The sequence below is a fragment of the Streptomyces sp. NPDC096193 genome (assembly GCF_040302905.1).
Lineage (GTDB): Bacteria > Actinomycetota > Actinomycetes > Streptomycetales > Streptomycetaceae > Streptomyces.
In genome coordinates, this window is the sequence record NZ_JBEOSJ010000001.1 from 142,908 (window position 1) to 158,369 (window position 15,462).

General features: G+C 69.1%; 13 protein-coding genes, 1 pseudogene and 1 riboswitch. Of the genes and pseudogenes, 8 read left to right on the forward strand and 6 right to left on the reverse strand.

Going from position 1 to position 15,462, the window contains the following annotated elements:
• Positions 1-126: 126 nt before the first annotated feature.
• The 3 genes from ABTX78_RS00685 to ABTX78_RS00695 are packed head-to-tail and all read right to left on the reverse strand — an operon-like array spanning position 127 to position 4,021.
• Positions 127-2,364, reverse strand: coding sequence for a xanthine dehydrogenase family protein molybdopterin-binding subunit (locus tag ABTX78_RS00685; RefSeq protein WP_352204625.1), 2,238 nt, complete (start codon positions 2,362-2,364; stop codon positions 127-129).
• A complete protein-coding gene (locus tag ABTX78_RS00690) occupies positions 2,361-3,485 on the reverse strand; it encodes an FAD binding domain-containing protein (protein WP_352204626.1) in 1,125 nt (374 codons plus the stop codon). The genes ABTX78_RS00685 and ABTX78_RS00690 overlap by 4 nt, the downstream gene beginning before the upstream one ends.
• A gap of 11 nt (positions 3,486-3,496) precedes the next feature.
• Positions 3,497-4,021 carry a (2Fe-2S)-binding protein gene (locus ABTX78_RS00695; RefSeq protein WP_352204627.1) on the reverse strand — a complete coding sequence of 175 codons (525 nt, stop codon included), beginning with the start codon at positions 4,019-4,021 and terminating at the stop codon, positions 3,497-3,499.
• Between the two features lie 73 nt (positions 4,022-4,094).
• Between ABTX78_RS00695 and ABTX78_RS00700 the strand changes: the two genes are divergently transcribed.
• On the forward strand, positions 4,095-4,667 hold the full coding sequence (locus ABTX78_RS00700) for an antibiotic biosynthesis monooxygenase (RefSeq protein ID WP_352204628.1): 573 nt from the start codon (positions 4,095-4,097) through the stop codon (positions 4,665-4,667).
• Between the two features lie 105 nt (positions 4,668-4,772).
• Positions 4,773-5,168: a VOC family protein gene (locus ABTX78_RS00705; RefSeq protein WP_352204629.1), complete on the forward strand. Its 396-nt coding sequence runs from the start codon at positions 4,773-4,775 to the stop codon at positions 5,166-5,168.
• A 14-nt stretch (positions 5,169-5,182) separates the two neighbouring features.
• Here the strand turns inward: ABTX78_RS00705 and ABTX78_RS00710 are convergent, their stop codons facing one another.
• On the reverse strand, positions 5,183-5,368 hold the full coding sequence (locus tag ABTX78_RS00710; protein ID WP_352204630.1) for a hypothetical protein: 186 nt from the start codon (positions 5,366-5,368) through the stop codon (positions 5,183-5,185).
• A gap of 152 nt (positions 5,369-5,520) precedes the next feature.
• Between ABTX78_RS00710 and ABTX78_RS00715 the strand changes: the two genes are divergently transcribed.
• A complete protein-coding gene (locus tag ABTX78_RS00715) occupies positions 5,521-7,170 on the forward strand; it encodes a restriction endonuclease fold toxin-2 domain-containing protein (RefSeq protein WP_502993715.1) in 1,650 nt (549 codons plus the stop codon).
• A 15-nt stretch (positions 7,171-7,185) separates the two neighbouring features.
• Positions 7,186-7,644, forward strand: coding sequence for a hypothetical protein (locus ABTX78_RS00720; protein ID WP_352204632.1), 459 nt, complete (start codon positions 7,186-7,188; stop codon positions 7,642-7,644).
• Between the two features lie 111 nt (positions 7,645-7,755).
• Here the strand turns inward: ABTX78_RS00720 and ABTX78_RS00725 are convergent, their stop codons facing one another.
• Positions 7,756-8,580 carry a DUF427 domain-containing protein gene (locus ABTX78_RS00725; RefSeq protein ID WP_352204633.1) on the reverse strand — a complete coding sequence of 275 codons (825 nt, stop codon included), beginning with the start codon at positions 8,578-8,580 and terminating at the stop codon, positions 7,756-7,758.
• A 109-nt stretch (positions 8,581-8,689) separates the two neighbouring features.
• On the reverse strand, positions 8,690-9,145 hold the full coding sequence (locus tag ABTX78_RS00730) for a MarR family winged helix-turn-helix transcriptional regulator (RefSeq protein WP_352204634.1): 456 nt from the start codon (positions 9,143-9,145) through the stop codon (positions 8,690-8,692).
• A 259-nt stretch (positions 9,146-9,404) separates the two neighbouring features.
• On the opposite strand from ABTX78_RS00730, the gene ABTX78_RS00735 reads away from it, so the two are divergent.
• The 4 genes and pseudogenes from ABTX78_RS00735 (at position 9,405) to metE (ending at position 15,410) form a co-directional block, all read left to right on the forward strand.
• Positions 9,405-10,394 (forward strand): hypothetical protein, encoded by a 990-nt coding sequence (locus ABTX78_RS00735; protein WP_352204635.1) that lies wholly within the window; start codon positions 9,405-9,407, stop codon positions 10,392-10,394.
• 820 nt (positions 10,395-11,214) lie between these two features.
• A complete protein-coding gene (locus ABTX78_RS00740) occupies positions 11,215-11,892 on the forward strand; it encodes a serine hydrolase (RefSeq protein ID WP_502993716.1) in 678 nt (225 codons plus the stop codon).
• A gap of 97 nt (positions 11,893-11,989) precedes the next feature.
• Positions 11,990-12,357 (forward strand): annotated as a pseudogene (locus tag ABTX78_RS00745) (AfsR/SARP family transcriptional regulator); the annotation flags it as partial.
• A 355-nt stretch (positions 12,358-12,712) separates the two neighbouring features.
• Positions 12,713-12,938: riboswitch (cobalamin riboswitch) on the forward strand.
• 153 nt (positions 12,939-13,091) lie between these two features.
• Positions 13,092-15,410, forward strand: coding sequence for a 5-methyltetrahydropteroyltriglutamate--homocysteine S-methyltransferase (gene metE, locus ABTX78_RS00750; RefSeq protein ID WP_352204637.1), 2,319 nt, complete (start codon positions 13,092-13,094; stop codon positions 15,408-15,410).
• Positions 15,411-15,462 lie beyond the last annotated feature (52 nt).

Sequence of the window (15,462 nt, forward strand, 5' to 3'; positions counted from 1 at the left end):
CACCGATGCGGCAGGTGCGGACCGGGTGCGTGGAGAAGGCGACGGTCCGGTCCGCTCCCCAGGGCCGGCGTCGTCCACCACGCCCGGTCCGGGCTGCGCCTCGTGGCCGCGCCAGTCGGCGAGGCTTCAGAGCATGTCCTCGATGGTGATCGGCAGCTTGCGGATCCGCCGCCCCGTGGCGTGGTGAACCGCGTTGGCGATCGCAGCCGCCGCGCCGACCTGGCCGATCTCGCCGACTCCCTTCACTCCCAGCGGGTTGACTATGCCGTCCTCGACCTCGATGAGCTCGACGTCGACGTCCGGCGCGTCCGCGTTGACGGGCACCAGGTACTCACCGAGGTTCGAGTTGACCCAGCGGCCGGTGTCCGGCGACATGTAGTTGGCTTCCAGGAGCGCCTGTCCGAGGCCCCACAGCATGCCGCCCATCAACTGGCTGCGGGCCGTCTTGGCATTGAGCACCCGGCCTGGCGCGAAGGCGCCGGTCATGCGCCGTACCCGGATCAGGCCGAGTTCCGCGTCCACCCCCACCTCGGCGAACTGGGCGCCGAAGGTCATCATCCCGTAGGGGACATCGGGCGGCGGCGGGCTCCATTGGCCCGAAGCCTCGGCGTCCGACATGCGGTTGCGCTGCATCAGATCGGTGTACGGGTCAAAGGACGTGCCGGCCGTCATGACACCGTCCTGCACCACCACGTCGACCGGATCCGTGCCGTACAGAGGCGAACCGGAGTCGCCGACGGCCCGGTTGATGAGTTGCTGGCGCAGGGCCGTGGCCGCGCTGTGCACGGCCGCGCTGATCATGCCGGCGCCCGCGGAACCCACTGCCGCGTTGATATTGGGCAGATCGGTGTCACCGTCCTCGAAACGGCAACGGTCCACACTCATGCCGAGACCGTCCGCGGCGACCTGCGCCATCACCGTGGCGACGCCGGTGCCGAAGTCGGGGGTTGCCGCCTGGAGAACCGCGGTCCCGTCGGCGTACAGACGCGCGCGGGCGCGCTGGGCGTTGGGGACCGGGGGCACCGGGTACGTGGCGGTGGCCATGCCCGTACCGATCAGCCAGTTGCCCTCACGGCGTGTGCCGGGCCGGGGGTCGCGCCCCTGCCAGCCGAAACGCTGTGCTCCGCGCTCGTAGCACTCCCGCAGGCCGCTGCTGGACCAGGGAAGTCCCGACATCGCGTCGACGTCGGAGTGGTTGCGCAGCCGCAGTTCGATGGGGTCCATACCGAGTTCGTGGGCGAGCTCGTCCATCGAGCATTCCAGTGCGAACATGCCGCTCGCCTCACCCGGCGCCCGCATGAACGTGGGGGTCATGGTGTTGGCACGGAACAGGTGGTAGACGCCCTCGTAGTTCGGGCAGGCATAGAGCTGCGAGGAGACGCCGATCGAGGGTTCCGCCCAGTCGTCGAAGTGGGACGTCGGGGACAGTTTGTGGTGCCGGATCGCGGTCAGCCGGCCCTCGCTCGTCGCACCGATCGCCAGATGCTGCTCCTGCTCCTCACGGTGTCCCACGGAGGTGAACATCTGCTCGCGGGTGAGGGCGAGCTTGACGGGCCTGCCGACCTCGCGGGCCGCCATGGCGGCGAGCGCCGAGTGGGCATGGATCATCGCCTTGCTGCCGAAACTGCCGCCGACGTAGTGGCCGATGACGCGGATCTTCGACATCGGGATGCCGAGCAGCCGGGAGACGGTCATCTGTGTGGCGTTGACCCCCTGGGTGGCGTCGTACAGAAGCAGCTCGTCGCCTTCCCACTCGGCCGTGGTGCAGGAGGGTTCGATGGGGTTGTGATGGTTCGCGGCGTACGTGTACGTGCCGTCCACGCGCAGGTCGGCGTCCGCCAGCCCGGCTTCCGCGTCCCCGCGCCCGAGGCGGCCCGGTACCCAGCCGCCGAAGATCCGCTCGGGCTCGTACGCCTGGTCCCGGCCCTGGTCCAGGGTCGTGACCGGGGTGGTCTCCTCGTAGGAGACGCTCAGCAGCCGCGCGGCGTACTGGGCGCGTTCCCATGTGTCGGCGACGACGATCGCGATCTGCTGGCCCGCGTAGTGGACGGTGTCGTCCTGCATCGGGAAGAAGGTCTGCGCGGGCGCCGCCGTGCCGCCGAGCGAGGGCACGAGCGGCGGCTGTTCGGCGATCTTCGGCAGGTTCTGGTGGGTGAGGACGGCGAGTACGCCCTCCTCGGCCTGTGCGGCAGCGGCGTCGATGCGGGTGACCCGTCCGGCGGCGACACGGGAGCCGACCACGTACGCGTAGGCCATGTCCGGCAAGGGGATCTCGGCCGAGTAGCGGGCGCCTCCGGTGACCTTGGGGCGACCGTCCACGCGGTCGAGCGGCCGGCCGATGGCAGAGGGGGTGGTCGTGGTCATGACGGGCTCCCGCTCTCGCTTCCGGACGCGGACCCGGTTCCGGATTCGGTTCCGGATTCGGTTCCGGATTCGGTTCCGGATTCGGTTCCGGATTCGGTTCCGGATTCGGTTCCGGATTCGGTTCCCGCTCCGGATCCGGTTCCGTTGCCGAGCATGTCGAGGGCGCGGACGATCGCCCGCTGCGCGAGTTCGACCTTGAAGGCATTCATGCGGGTCGGCCGGGCGGCAGCCATCTCCACACGGGCGGCCATGGCGAAGTTGTCCCGCATGATGGTCGCCCCGATCAGGAAGTCCTCGGCGCGCTCGGCCCGCCAGGGCTTGGTGGCCACACCGCCCAGCGCCATCCGCACGTCCACGACCCTGCCGTCGGCGACGGACATCGCGGCCGCGACCGAGACGAGCGCGAACTCGTACGACTCGCGGTCCCGGACCTTCAGATACAGGGAGCGCCGGGCGAGAGGGGTCGGGGGCACCTCGATCTGCGTGATCAGCTCACCGTGCTCCAGGGGGTGCTCGCGGTGCGGGGAATCCCCGGGGAGGAGGAAGAAGTCGTTGATGTCATAGGCCCGTTCGCCGCTCGGACCCATCGTGTGCACACGCGTGTCCAGCGCCATGAGGGCCACGGCCACGTCCGAGGGGTGGGTGGCGATGCAGTGCTCGCTGGTGCCGAGCACCGCGTGACCGCGGCTGAAGCCGTCGATGGCCGAGCAGCCGGAACCGGGGTCGCGCTTGTTGCAGGCGGAGTGCGCGTCGCGGAAGTACGAACACCGCACACGCTGGAGGAGATTGCCTCCCATGGACGCCATGTTGCGAAGCTGCGCGGACGCACCGAGCTCCAGTGCCTGGGCGATCAGCGGGAAGCGCTCACGGACGACGGGAGCGGCGGCGACCTCGCTCATCCGGGCCAGCGAGCCGATCCGCAGCCCGCCTTCCGGCGTCCCCTCGATGCCGGTCAGCGGAAGCTCGTTGATGTCGACGAGCCGACGGGGGTTCAGCACGTTCTGGCGGAGCAGATCGACCTCGGTGGTGCCGCCGGCGAGGAAGTCGCTGGTGGGATCGCTGCTCACGGCGGCGACAGCGGTCGCCGTGTCGGTCGCGCGGAGGTAGGTGATCGGCCGCACGTCGGGCCTCCCTACGGTTGGTCGCGGACGGAGCGGATCGCGGCCCGGATATGGGGATAGGCGGCGCAGCGGCAGATGTTGCCACTCATCCATTCCTTGATCTCGGCGTCGTCCCCGGCGTGCCCCTCCTGCATCAACGCCACGGCGGACATGATCTGGCCGGGAGTGCAGAAGCCGCACTGGAACGCGTCCTCGGCGATGAAGGCCCGCTGCATGTCGTGCAATTCGCCCTCGTCGGCCAGGCCTTCGACGGTGGTCACCTCGCGGCCCTCGCAGGTCATGGCGAGGGTGAGGCAGGCGAGCACCCGTTTTCCGTCGACCCACAGCGTGCACGCGCCACAAGTGCCCTGGTCGCACCCCTTCTTGGCGCCCGTCAGATCCAGACGTTCACGCAGGGCGTCCAACAGACTGACGCGTGGCTCGATGTCGAGAGTGTGCTCGGCGCCGTTGATCGACAAGGTGACCCGGACCGGACCGGGACCTCGTTCCTCGAGTGCAGCCCCTCGTTCCGTGAGGGCCGGGCCGCGTCCGGACATAGCACACCTCCAGAGAAAGCACCCCTCCATGCTCATACACATACAAACCCGACGCAACCGTAAGATTTGCGGTATGAGCCGGAGTGTGCGAGAAGCAGCCCGAGAAGCGGTGACGGCCGTCTACACCTGGGAGGTGGCCCCCGGCAGGGAAGAGCAATTCGAGGAGTGGGCCCACGAGATCGAGACGGAGGCGGCCTCGTTCACCGGCCACCGCGGAGTGACCTGGCTCCGGCCCGAGGGCGACAACCACCGCTACCACGCGGTCGTCCGGTTCGCGGACACCGAGAGCCTGGACCGGTGGATGACCTCACCCCAGCGCGCCGCCTGGCAGGATCGCGTCAAACCCTTCGGCCGCTCGGCCCATCCGAAGCTGACCACCACGGGCCTGGAGACATGGTTCAACGTCCCCAACGGCCCGGCCCGCCCACCGGCGCGCTGGAAGATGTCACTCGTCACGATCGTCGCGGTCTACCCCTTCGCGTTGCTCTACGACGGAGTTTTCGCCGAGTACTTCCACGGCTGGCCGCTTCTGGCCCGCACCCTCGTCTTCCCGGTGATCCTGGCCCCGCTCCTGACATACGCGGTCATGCCGTTCATGAGCCGAGCGCTGCGGCGGTGGCTGTACCCGGACTCCCCGCGGGCGTGACGGGCCGGCGCCGGCCCGCGCTGCCGAAGGCGTAACCGCCTGGTATGCCGCCGCGGAGCCCTAGGCCTGCTGATTGCCGAGTGCGGTCGCCGGTAGCGTGACGCCATGGGTACCCGACCGCGATGCACACTCGCCGCAACTGTGCTCGACGCCCCCGACGCACGGGAGTTGGCAGCGTTCTACCGGAGCCTGCTCGACTGGCCGGTACGGGAGGACGAGCCGGACTGGGTGATGCTCGCCCCACCCGAGGGCGGCGCAGGCCTGTCGTTCCAGACCGAGCCGCACTTCGTCCGGCCGCAGTGGCCGTCCACACCGGACGGGCAACAGATGATGATCCACCTGGACATCGAAGTGGACGACCTGCCCGAGGCCGTCGCACGCGCCCGCGCCCTGGGCGCAACCCTCGCGGACATCCAGCCCCAGGAAGACGTACGGGTGTTGCTCGATCCGGTGGGCCACCCGTTCTGTCTCTTCGTGTGCGCGGACGGCTCCGACGACTGATCCCCTGCTTCACCTCACCGAGACTCCGGCTTCCGAGCCAGGAGGTATGCCTGCCGCCCCTGGCGGGGCTTCTCCTCCGCGGTGGGCTCGCGAATCATCCGGGCGTCCACGTCGAGCCGGGCGGGGCCGAGCAGCTCCGGAGGGCTGCGAACGATCGAGTAGGGGGTTGCGGCGGTCATCTCCGTCTCATACCGATCCATGTTGCTCAGCGCTCCCCCGAACGGTCCGACGGTCTCCGACCGACGCATCACCGTGGCCCGAGAGGTGAGCCGCACGCGCGAACGAGCGCCCTGAGGTAGAACTGTGCGAAGAGCATGGGTCGTTCGCGACCACAAAAGCCTGGAGCGGGGGGATGCGTGTGACTGGCGGACTGCCGCCTGATCTGAAGGTTATAGCGGAGGGCATGATCCGGGCCTCGATGGGACTGGCCATCAACGCGATGACCGGCGCCCGTGACACAACGATCGGCCTGTCTCACGAGCTGGAACGGCAGAAGGGGATGGCCGGAGATGACGACGCAGGGCGCGACTTTTCCAAGGTCTACACGTCCGCTGCGTCCACCACGCTCGACCAGATGGGATTCAGTTCCTACCTGCTGGGGGAATCCGGCAGAGGGTTGATGCGCACCGCACGTGAATTCATGGCCAGAGAGAGCAGCATCGCATCGGCCATCCTTGGAAAGCAGGTCGACCTGACGTCAGGCATGGGCGATCCGGGGGCCGACTGTCCTGAGAACTATCTCGGACTGGGCCGAGAATTGCCCGAAGTGGTGGGTGAAACGTCCGGCCTCGAGCAGTACGGGGCCAATGACCGCTTTCGCGGATCACCAGAGAAGATCCGGGACGTCGCCAGCTCGTGGCGCCACGCCGGAAAGTTGATGCTGCGCTTCCTGCAGGACGCCCAGGCCTTCGCTTCGACCGCCGACACGGCGCACGCAGGTGAGGCTGCTGACGCCTTCCGCAACTACTTCAGCGTGTCTGTTGGCAGAACATGCCCTCCCGAGCGAGCCCAGTCGGACGAACCCCTCGTGACGAATCTGGTAGCGGCGTGCAACCAGTTGGCCAAGGCTTGCGACCGATACGCCGACCACGTAGAGGCGGCAAAGAAGAAGATCCAGCAGAACAAGCTGGACCTGTTTCACGCCGAGATGCCATGGGATGCACCGAGGTTCGGCGGAAACGGCGATGACGGCGGGCTCCACGCCGCGGTGCTCACGGACCCCTGGATTCACCAGCTCGGCGATGTGGCTCACGCTGTCGATGCTGCCCAGAAGCGCATCAAGCTGCCGGAAGGCTCGAGTGCGCCCTCAGGTCCCGACTTCCCCTTCCTTCCGCCGCTGATTCGCATACCGGTACCCGTGCCTCTCACTCTCGCTGCCTACGGCTCACGGCCACCCGGCCTGGTCCCTATGGGCAGTGGTTACGACCCGACGCTCAACCGCGACCCATTGCCGCCGGAACCCGGCACCACCCGGCTCCTCACCCCAGGCGAGCAGACCACGTTCCGTACCTGGGTGAACTCGCTGCCCCCGGGCGGATTCGCCGGCGGCGGGGGGCCCAGCCACCCGGACAACGCCTACCAGATGCGTGTGGCCGGCTACCCGGAGCGTGAAGTGCCGCTACCTGCTGCGGCAACCGGAAAGAGTGGCAGGGGCCTGATGGTTGACGGTATGCGCCCCATCGACGGCTATGCGATCGAGGCCAAGCATGTGCGCGAACCCGATTGCAAGAAGACATTCCGAGACCTGGACCAGGTAGACAAGACCCTTGGCACCCCGCCCAAGATCGACGAGAACGGAAAGGTGAAGTTCGACCCGCACCGTGACGGTATGTACGTGAAGGATGGCAATGAACTGGCGCGCTACCGTGCTGCGCTTTCCGACCCACGTAACGATGAGATACGCGGCTTTGAGATCATCACGAACGACAAGCGATCCGCTCCCTACTGGCAAAGCATGATGGCTATGAGCGGCGTAACAGGCACTGCACGATACGTACCGTAGAAGTACGGAGACATGATGACGGACCACGATGCACTGAGGACCACGTTCAGTTTCGCACCGCCTGTCGACGACGCTGCGGCCTGGCATCTGCGGCTCGACGACCTCTCGGCAAGGATCACTGAAGCCTTCCCCGGGGCGTCCACATCCTGGGGTGAAGATGTGGGGCCACGGTCGGCCGAAACCCTGACTTTCGAAGTGCCACTCGGCGGAGGGGTGTGGCTGGATGGTTTGGCTACCACCCCGTATCCCGAGATCGGCTCGGTCATGGTGATGCAGGCATCGGCAGTCGAGGCTGCGCAGTTCGCCGCCTGGTTGCGCGACTCCTATGTCCCGGCGCCTGATCTCGTCCAGTTCACGAGCGAATTGGCACTCAACAACGGCGATGACGCCTACTGGATTGTTCCCCCGTACGCAAGCGTCGATGAGATTGCTCAGACCCTCCAGCAGCACATCGAATCAACCGACCGTTCGTAGGGTGTCATCGGTCTGACCAACTGTCCGGTCGTTGCTGATCACATCAGGACATTGGAGGATGCGAGCACCATTGGGAGGTCGGCGACTACGTACGACACGCCTGACCCGGGTTCAGGAACGCGACCGCTTGCTGAAGAACGTGACCGGGCGTTCCTGCCGTTCCCCGTCGACGATGATGTCCACCGACTCGTTGTAGAACGCCACCCGGTCCTTGATGAGCTCCACGGGACGCAGAGGGTCCGGGTAGCTCCAGGCGATGTCCGGCAGTACGGCGCCGTCGCCCTCCCAGGACCAGTACTCCGTCGCGACACCCTTGTACGGGCATCGGGTCTGCGCATCCGTCGGGGTGAGCAGGTCGAGGCGGACGTCATCCCGCGGGAAGTAGTAGCGGACCGGCAGGTGGGTCTCGAACAGCAGAACCGGCGTGTGCGTGTCCGCGACCGTCGTGCCCTCGATCTCGACCTGGACGTGACGCGTGCTCGCCAGCGCGTCCACCCGGCTGTGCGGGTCGCGCGGGTGCACGAAGATCTCCTCGTCCTCCTCGTACCAGTGGTCCAGAACATCGTGGCCGAACCATTCGAAGCTGATGTATCCGGCCAGTTCCTCGCCTGGATACGTCCAGGCCGCCGCCTTGATGGACCGGTCGGCGTGGACGAGGTCGTAGAAGACCGTCGCTCCCCCGTGCCGGCGCGGGTTGGCCGGCCGCTCCGTCCTGCGCAGCAGATCCGTCCGGACGTCCTCGGCCGGGAACGCGTACAGGGGTACAGGGCGGCCGGGCTCCCACACGAGAACCGGTCGCCGGCTGTCCACGATCGTGTCCTCGCCCTTGGTCGCGCGCACCCAGCGCTCGCTCGGCTCCCACACCACGCCGTCGATCGCCTCGGACCGACGGTGCACGGCCGGCGCGGCATCCGCGCTGTCGCCTGTCGTGGCCATCGATCTGCCTCCTCGGTCCGACGCCTGTCCCCGGAACCCAGTGTCGCGCCCCGACCGGTCCTGGGGCCGCGCGACGGGGCGGCGAGTTCGAGTCACCGAGCGCCGGCAGTTACTCGGCCCAGGGCTGGAAGCCCGTGTCGAGGACCTCGTCGAGCAGGGCGCGCAGCTGAGAGGCCTTGTCGGCGCCGAACGTGTCCTCGAACTGCACCTGCACGGCGCGCCACAGCGGTAGCGCTGCCTCCAGACGGTCGAGGCCGTCCGGGGTGAGTGTGACGACGCGCGCCCGGCGGTCGGTTGCCGAGTGCTCGACGGTCACCAGCCCTTCCCGGGCGAGCGGCTTGAGGTTGGTGGCCAGTGTCGTGCGATCCATCGCGATCATGTCGGCGAGGTGGGTGATCGTCGTCTCCCCCTGCTTGCTGAGCTTCTGGAGGATGCCGAACTGCGTGGCGCGAAGACCGACCGGGGCGAGGGCCTTGTCGTACGTCGCACCGAGGTACCGGGCCGCCTTGCGCAGTGACAGGTTGTTGCACGTGGCGGGGTCGGTCGATGCGGGCGTTGTGGCCATGATCTCCTCCGAGGCTTCACCGGGAACATTAAGAGTATCTGCACCTAAACCCAGGAGAGCGGGCCCCCAAATCGAGGGTCCAGGCATCCACGGCCGGCGCTCCCCCGGACGCGCCTTTGCCGTTTCCCGGATAGGAGCATATGCTCGTATCCGCCTGAGCGATTCCTTGCCCTCCGCGCGCACCTCGCCCCACACGAGAGAGACCTTGATGACCGTTCCCGCCGGACCTGCGACCGAGCGTCATCAGATGCCCCCCGCGGTGGCCGATACATCGTCCGCGCTCCGTACGGGCGCCCGTCGACCGCCGGTCAAGGCATGGCTCCAGCCGACGGTGATCGCGCTGATCGTCGTGGCGGCGTTCATCGCGTGCTACGTCGGTCTCCAGCGCGATCCCCAGCCCCACCAGGTCCCCATCGCCGTCACCGGGGCCGACCTGCCGGGCGAGATACGGCAGGCTCTCGGCGACGCCGTCGAGGTCCACCCCGCGACGGACGCCGACGCAGCCCGGAGCGCGCTGGTGCACAACGATGTCGTCGCCGTGCTCAGCGCCGACGGCCCGAACGAGCTGCGCCTGGAGGTCGCCGGAGCGGCCGGCGCGTCCACGACCGCGGCTGTGAGCGGCCTTGTCGACGCCTACGCCCATGGCTCGGGCGCGCATGTCACCACTGAGAACGTCGTGCCGCTGGCGCACTTCGACGCGCGGGGACTGGCCGGGTTCTACGTGGCCTTCGGCGTGACGCTCGCCGGCTTCGTGCTGGGCTCGAACGCTCTCGGCCTCGCCGGTGTCCTCCGTCTGCGTCACCGGTTCTGGCTGCTGACGGGCGCCTCCGCGGCCATCGGCACCGTCGCGGCGATCATCTCCGGACCCGTCCTCGGAGCCGTTCCGGCCCCGCTCCTTCCTCTGATCCTCACCCTCACCCTCCTGGCAGCTGCCGCGGCCTTCACCACCAAGTTCCTGGGCACCGCCCTCGGGCCTGTGGGGCTCCCGGTGACCACGCTCCTGCTGCTCACCGTCGGCAATGCGACCAGTGGTGCCGTCATCGGCGCCGACCTGCTCCCCGCCCCCGCCCGGATCGTCTCCGCGCTTCTGCCGCCCGGGGCCGCCGTCCGTGCCGTCAACGACCTGAGCTACTTCAACGGCGCCCACATATCAGGGCCTCTGATCACACTCACCCTGTGGGCCGCCGTCGCCGCGATCCTGCTCGCCCTGCACCCTCGGCTGCTCCAGCGCCGCAAGGCCGCCGCCTGACCCGTGACGGACCCGTCGGCGGACCGGTGGCGGCCGGTCCGGCTCAGCCGGCGGCGCGCGCGGACAGTCGTCCCGATCCCGGCCCACGGCACCCTTGCCCCCGGCGGCGGTCAGGCGCCTGTCCGCGGGCGTCGGCCGGGAGACCGCCACCGCCTCGGGGAACGGTCGGCAACTCACCCTCACCTGAAGGTCCGTCGAGTGGCTGACACAGGTTCGGCGGGCCCGGGCGAGGGCTTCGCGGAGGTGGAAGACATCCGTCGCTGACACGGCGCGTACATCGGTCGGCAGCCCGGGGACGAGCCGGCTGCCGGACCGCAGCCCGGTAGCCGGCTATCTGTCACAGCCTCAGACGGGTTCCGGCGTCAGTCCGGCCGCCGACCGCGTGTCGGCCTGCCGGGCTCCGGATCCGGGGCACGGGCCCTCTCGACGGGCGCTGATGACTTGAGGCGTTACGCAAGCGTCTACCCCGCCGGCTCCCGGCGCGTCGCACCGCCGGGCAGGAGGGCGAGGGCCCCGATACACCAGGTCGCCCGGGGAACCGGAGAGCGCCTGTCGGCGAGTCGCTGCGCCCAACGGGTGCTTTCTCGCGCCCATAAGAGTGCCCACCCGGGCCGACGCCCCGCAATGGTGCGACGCATTAAGCATGAAAACGCATTATCAGAGGTTCAGGCGGCGTTGGGTGTTGCTCGCCGGCACAGTCCTTCTGGGGACCGCCTGCACGGCCGGCCCCTCGCCCGCAGACCCACCCGCCGCCCCCGTCCCGGGGGCCCCGAAACCCGCGTCCGTGTTGCCCGTCCCGAAAGCGCGGATGTCCGTCGGCGTGGCAGCGCTGGACGCCGACGACTGGGGCGTCGAGGTGTACGGCGACGGCTCCACGTACGACACCGCGAGCATCGTCAAGGTCAACATTCTCGCGGCGCTGCTGCTGAAGGTTCAGGACGAGGACCGGAAACTGACCATACGGGAGCACACGTACGCGACCGCGATGATCGAGCGCAGTGACAACGACTCGGCAGATGCTCTGTGGCGCAAGATCGGCCGCGCCGAGGGCCTGGACGCCGCGAACAAGCGCCTGGGCCTGACGTCGACCAAGGGTGGCAAGGGAATGCACTGGGGTCTCACCCAGACCACGGCGGAGGACCAGCTCATCCTGTTGCGGGCGGCGTTCTCGGTGGACTCGGCGACGCCTTCCTCCGGTACGCCCCCGGAGCTGAGCCAGCCCTCTCGTGCGTACATCCAGAGGCTGATGAACCGGACAGAGGCGGAACAGGACTGGGGCGTGTCGGCCGCGGCAGGCTCCGGCTGGGCTCTGAAGAACGGCTGGCTCCAGCGCACCAAGACCGGCTTGTGGGACATCAACAGCGTGGGACGCGTGACCATCGACGGACGCAGATATCTGATCGCCGTGCTCTCCGACGGCCATGCGTCGATGGAGTCCGGGATCGCGCTGGTCGAGAAGACGGCGAAGGAGGCGATCGCGACGGTACGGGGACGGTAGGTCCCAGGTGGTTCCATGACGCCGCGACGGCCGCACCTCGGCCCCAACAGGGGCCCAACCGGGCGCTGGTGGCCCGCCGTCACTTCGGACGGGCTGGATCCGGTCGGCCGGGGGCGTTGGCCAGTCTGCACCGGTCACCACCGACCTGACCCTGCTGCCACGTGTCGCCTATCGCGGGCAGGAGGTCACAGCGCCCCGGCTGCGCGGCCTGCTCGCACTGCTCGCCGGCGACCTCCGTACGGGCTGCAACACCGAGCGGCTCGTGGCGGGGCTGTGGCCGGCCGAGTTGCCGGAGCGGCCGGGAAAGGCGGTGCAGGTCCTCGTGTCCAGGGCGCGGGCGCAGCTGGGCGCCGCGTCCTGGCGAGCACACCGACCGGATATCGGCTCGCCCTGGCCGAGGATCAGGTCGACAGTTCCGCCCTGCTCTTGCATGCCGCCGCCGGTGCGGACCGGGCGAGGGCCGGGAGCGACGGCCTGGTGGTGACCCGCTCGGTGGAGCTACGTGCTCCCGGACCGGTCGAGCGGGCCGTCGGCAAGGTCGTTGAACGTGCCCTGCTCCTGGTGCCCCGCCGCCGCGATCCTGCCCAGCGTGCTGTTCAGCCCCTCCGTCCGGGCCGTTGCACCCGCGCACCGACTGGAAGCCGGCGGACTGCGTGAACTCTTTCGTCGACCCGTTCACCTGCTCCCTCAGCTACCCGAGCGTCTTGGTACTCCGGTGCCCTCGGCCTGAGCGCCCCCGGCGGCTCCATCGGTACGCCCGCACGCCGTGGATCGCCGTCCGGATGACGAGCGGTGGTGTCGGTGTGGCCCGCGGGGCTCTAGGCTGACGAGTGCAGCTGGTTCGCCGTGCCTGCCAGGTATGTGCGTCGCAAGAGGGAACCCGGTGGGAATCCGGGACTGCCCCGCAGCGGTGAGCGGGAACGACCGCCGTCATACGCACTGGGTCCGGTACGGGCCTGGGAAGCGACGGCCAGTAGGTGTCCGCCGGGAGATGTCCGGCAGGCGTGCCCGTGAGTCCGAAGACCTGCCCGCTGTCCGCGCACGACCGATCGTGCGCGGATATCCGGTGACCTCGAGGGCGGGTCGGCGTGCATACCGGCGGGCACGTGCGTCAGCGACGCACCACCTCCTCCGTCCGGTCTGTGCTCCCTTCGCCTTCACCCTCGCCGGGTGACAGGAAACTCGCGAAGGAGAGTTCAGTGACAGCGAAGCCCGCAGCCGCGGCAGCACGGTCCACCGTTCACGGATACCCCCGTCAGGGGCCGAACCGTGAACTGAAGAAAGCCATCGAGGGCTACTGGAAGGGCCGGGTCTCCGCAGCGGCCCTGGAAGAGACCGCCCGGGACCTGCGTCGTTCGAACTGGCAGCACCTGGCCGAGGCCGGGATCCACGAGGTCCCGACCGGTGATTTCTCGTACTACGACCACGTGCTCGACACCAGCGTGATGGTCGGCGCCCTGCCCTCGCGCCACCGCGCAGCCGTCGAGGCGGACGCCCTGGCCGGGTACTTCGCCATGGCGCGCGGCACCCAGGACATCGCCCCGCTCGAGATGACCAAGTGGTTCGACACCAACTACCACTATCTCGTCCCCGAACTGGGGCCCGGCACCGTCTTCACCGCCGACTCCACCAAGCAGGTCACCGAACTGAAGGAGGCACTGGCCCTCGGTCACACGGCCCGGCCGGTGCTGGTCGGCCCGATCACCTATCTTCTGCTGGCCAAGCCCGCCCCCGGCGTGGCGCCCGGTTTTGATCCCCTGACCCTGCTCGACCGGCTGCTGCCGGTGTACGCGGAGGTACTCGCCGACCTGCGCGCGGCCGGGGCCGACTGGGTGCAGCTGGACGAGCCCGCGCTGGTCCAGGACCGTACGCCCGCCGAACTGAACGCCGCTGAACGCGCCTACCGCGACCTCGGCACCCTCACCAACCGGCCCAAGCTGCTGGTGGCCTCGTACTTCGACCGGCTCGGCGAGGCACTGCCGGTGCTCGCCAAGGCTCCCGTGGACGGCCTGGCACTCGACTTCACCGATGCCGCAGGGGCGGACCTCGGCGCCCTGGCCGCAGTCGGCGGGCTGCCCGGCAAGCGCCTGGTCGCGGGCGTCGTCAACGGTCGCAACATCTGGATCAACGACTTCGAGAAGTCGCTGTCCATCCTCGGCACGCTGCTCGGCCTCGCCGACCGGGTCGACGTGGCCTCCTCCTGCTCGCTGCTGCACGTCCCGCTGGACAGTGCCGCGGAGCGCGACATCGACCCGCAGATCCACCGGTGGCTCGCCTTCGCCCGGCAGAAGACCTCCGAGATCGTCACCCTCGCGAGGGGCCTGGGTCAGGGGGCCGACACCATCGCGGCCGAACTCGCCGCCAACCGCGCCGACCTGACCTCCCGCGCCGGCTCCGCCCTCACCCGCGACCCGGCGGTGCGTGCCCGGGTGGCCGGGGTGACGGACGCCGACGGTCGCCGCTCGCAGCCGTACGCCGAACGTGCCGCGACCCAGCGTGCCCACCTCGGCCTGCCCCTGCTGCCCACTACCACGATCGGCTCGTTCCCGCAGACCACCGAACTGCGCACCGCGCGCGCCGACCTGCGGCGCGGACGGATCGACACGGCTGCCTACGAGGAGCGGATCAAGGCCGAGATCCAGGAGGTGATCGCCTTCCAGGAGAAGACCGGCATCGACGTCCTGGTCCACGGCGAGCCCGAACGCAACGACATGGTGCAGTACTTCGCCGAGCAGCTCACCGGCTACCTGGCCACCCGGCACGGCTGGGTCCAGTCCTACGGCACGCGATACGTCCGGCCGCCGATCCTCGCGGGTGACATCTCGCGCCCCGAGCCGATGACGGTTCAGTGGACCTCGTACGCCCAGTCCCTGACCAGCCGGCCGGTCAAGGGCATGCTCACGGGACCCGTCACCATGCTCGCCTGGTCCTTCGTCCGCGACGACCAGCCGCTCGGGGACACCGCGCGCCAGGTCGCTCTCGCCCTGCGCGACGAGGTGAACGACTTGGAGGCCGCCGGGAGTTCGGTGATCCAGGTCGACGAGCCGGCCCTGCGGGAGACCCTTCCGCTGCGCTCGGCCGGCCACGCGGACTACCTGGCCTGGGCCACGGAGTCCTTCCGTCTGGCCACCAGCGGCGTGCGGCCGGACACCCAGATCCACACGCATATGTGCTACGCCGAGTTCGGTGACATCGTGCAGGCCATCGACGACCTCGACGCCGATGTGATCAGCCTGGAAGCCGCCCGCTCGCACATGCAGGTGGCGCGTGAACTGGCCGGGCACGGCTACCCGCGGGAAGCCGGCCCTGGTGTGTACGACATCCACTCACCGCGCATCCCTGGTGTCGTCGAGGCGGCGGAACTGCTCCGCGAGGGCCTGGAAGCCATCCCGGCCGATCGCCTGTGGGTCAACCCCGACTGCGGCCTGAAGACGCGAGACTGGCCGGAGACCCGTGCGTCCCTCGAGAACCTCGTCGCCGCGGCACGTGTGGTGAGGTCGGAACTGCCCGCGTCCTGAGGCGGGGCAGGGTGGGGAGGGGCACATGCGCTCCTCGCCACCCTGCCGGTCC

Excerpts from the sequence above, each read along its gene's own strand:
- ABTX78_RS00710 (WP_352204630.1), bottom strand. The coding sequence starts at position 5,368 with ATGGATCGGTATGAGACGGAGATGACCGCCGCAACCCCCTACTCGATC.
- ABTX78_RS00725 (WP_352204633.1), bottom strand. The coding sequence starts at position 8,580 with ATGGCCACGACAGGCGACAGCGCGGATGCCGCGCCGGCCGTGCACCGT.
- ABTX78_RS00700 (WP_352204628.1), top strand. The coding sequence starts at position 4,095 with ATGAGCCGGAGTGTGCGAGAAGCAGCCCGAGAAGCGGTGACGGCCGTC.
- ABTX78_RS00705 (WP_352204629.1), top strand. The coding sequence starts at position 4,773 with ATGGGTACCCGACCGCGATGCACACTCGCCGCAACTGTGCTCGACGCC.
- ABTX78_RS00715 (WP_502993715.1), top strand. The coding sequence starts at position 5,521 with ATGCGTGTGACTGGCGGACTGCCGCCTGATCTGAAGGTTATAGCGGAG.
- ABTX78_RS00695 (WP_352204627.1), bottom strand. The coding sequence starts at position 4,021 with ATGTCCGGACGCGGCCCGGCCCTCACGGAACGAGGGGCTGCACTCGAG.
- ABTX78_RS00685 (WP_352204625.1), bottom strand. The coding sequence starts at position 2,364 with ATGACCACGACCACCCCCTCTGCCATCGGCCGGCCGCTCGACCGCGTG.
- ABTX78_RS00720 (WP_352204632.1), top strand. The coding sequence starts at position 7,186 with ATGACGGACCACGATGCACTGAGGACCACGTTCAGTTTCGCACCGCCT.
- ABTX78_RS00730 (WP_352204634.1), bottom strand. The coding sequence starts at position 9,145 with ATGGCCACAACGCCCGCATCGACCGACCCCGCCACGTGCAACAACCTG.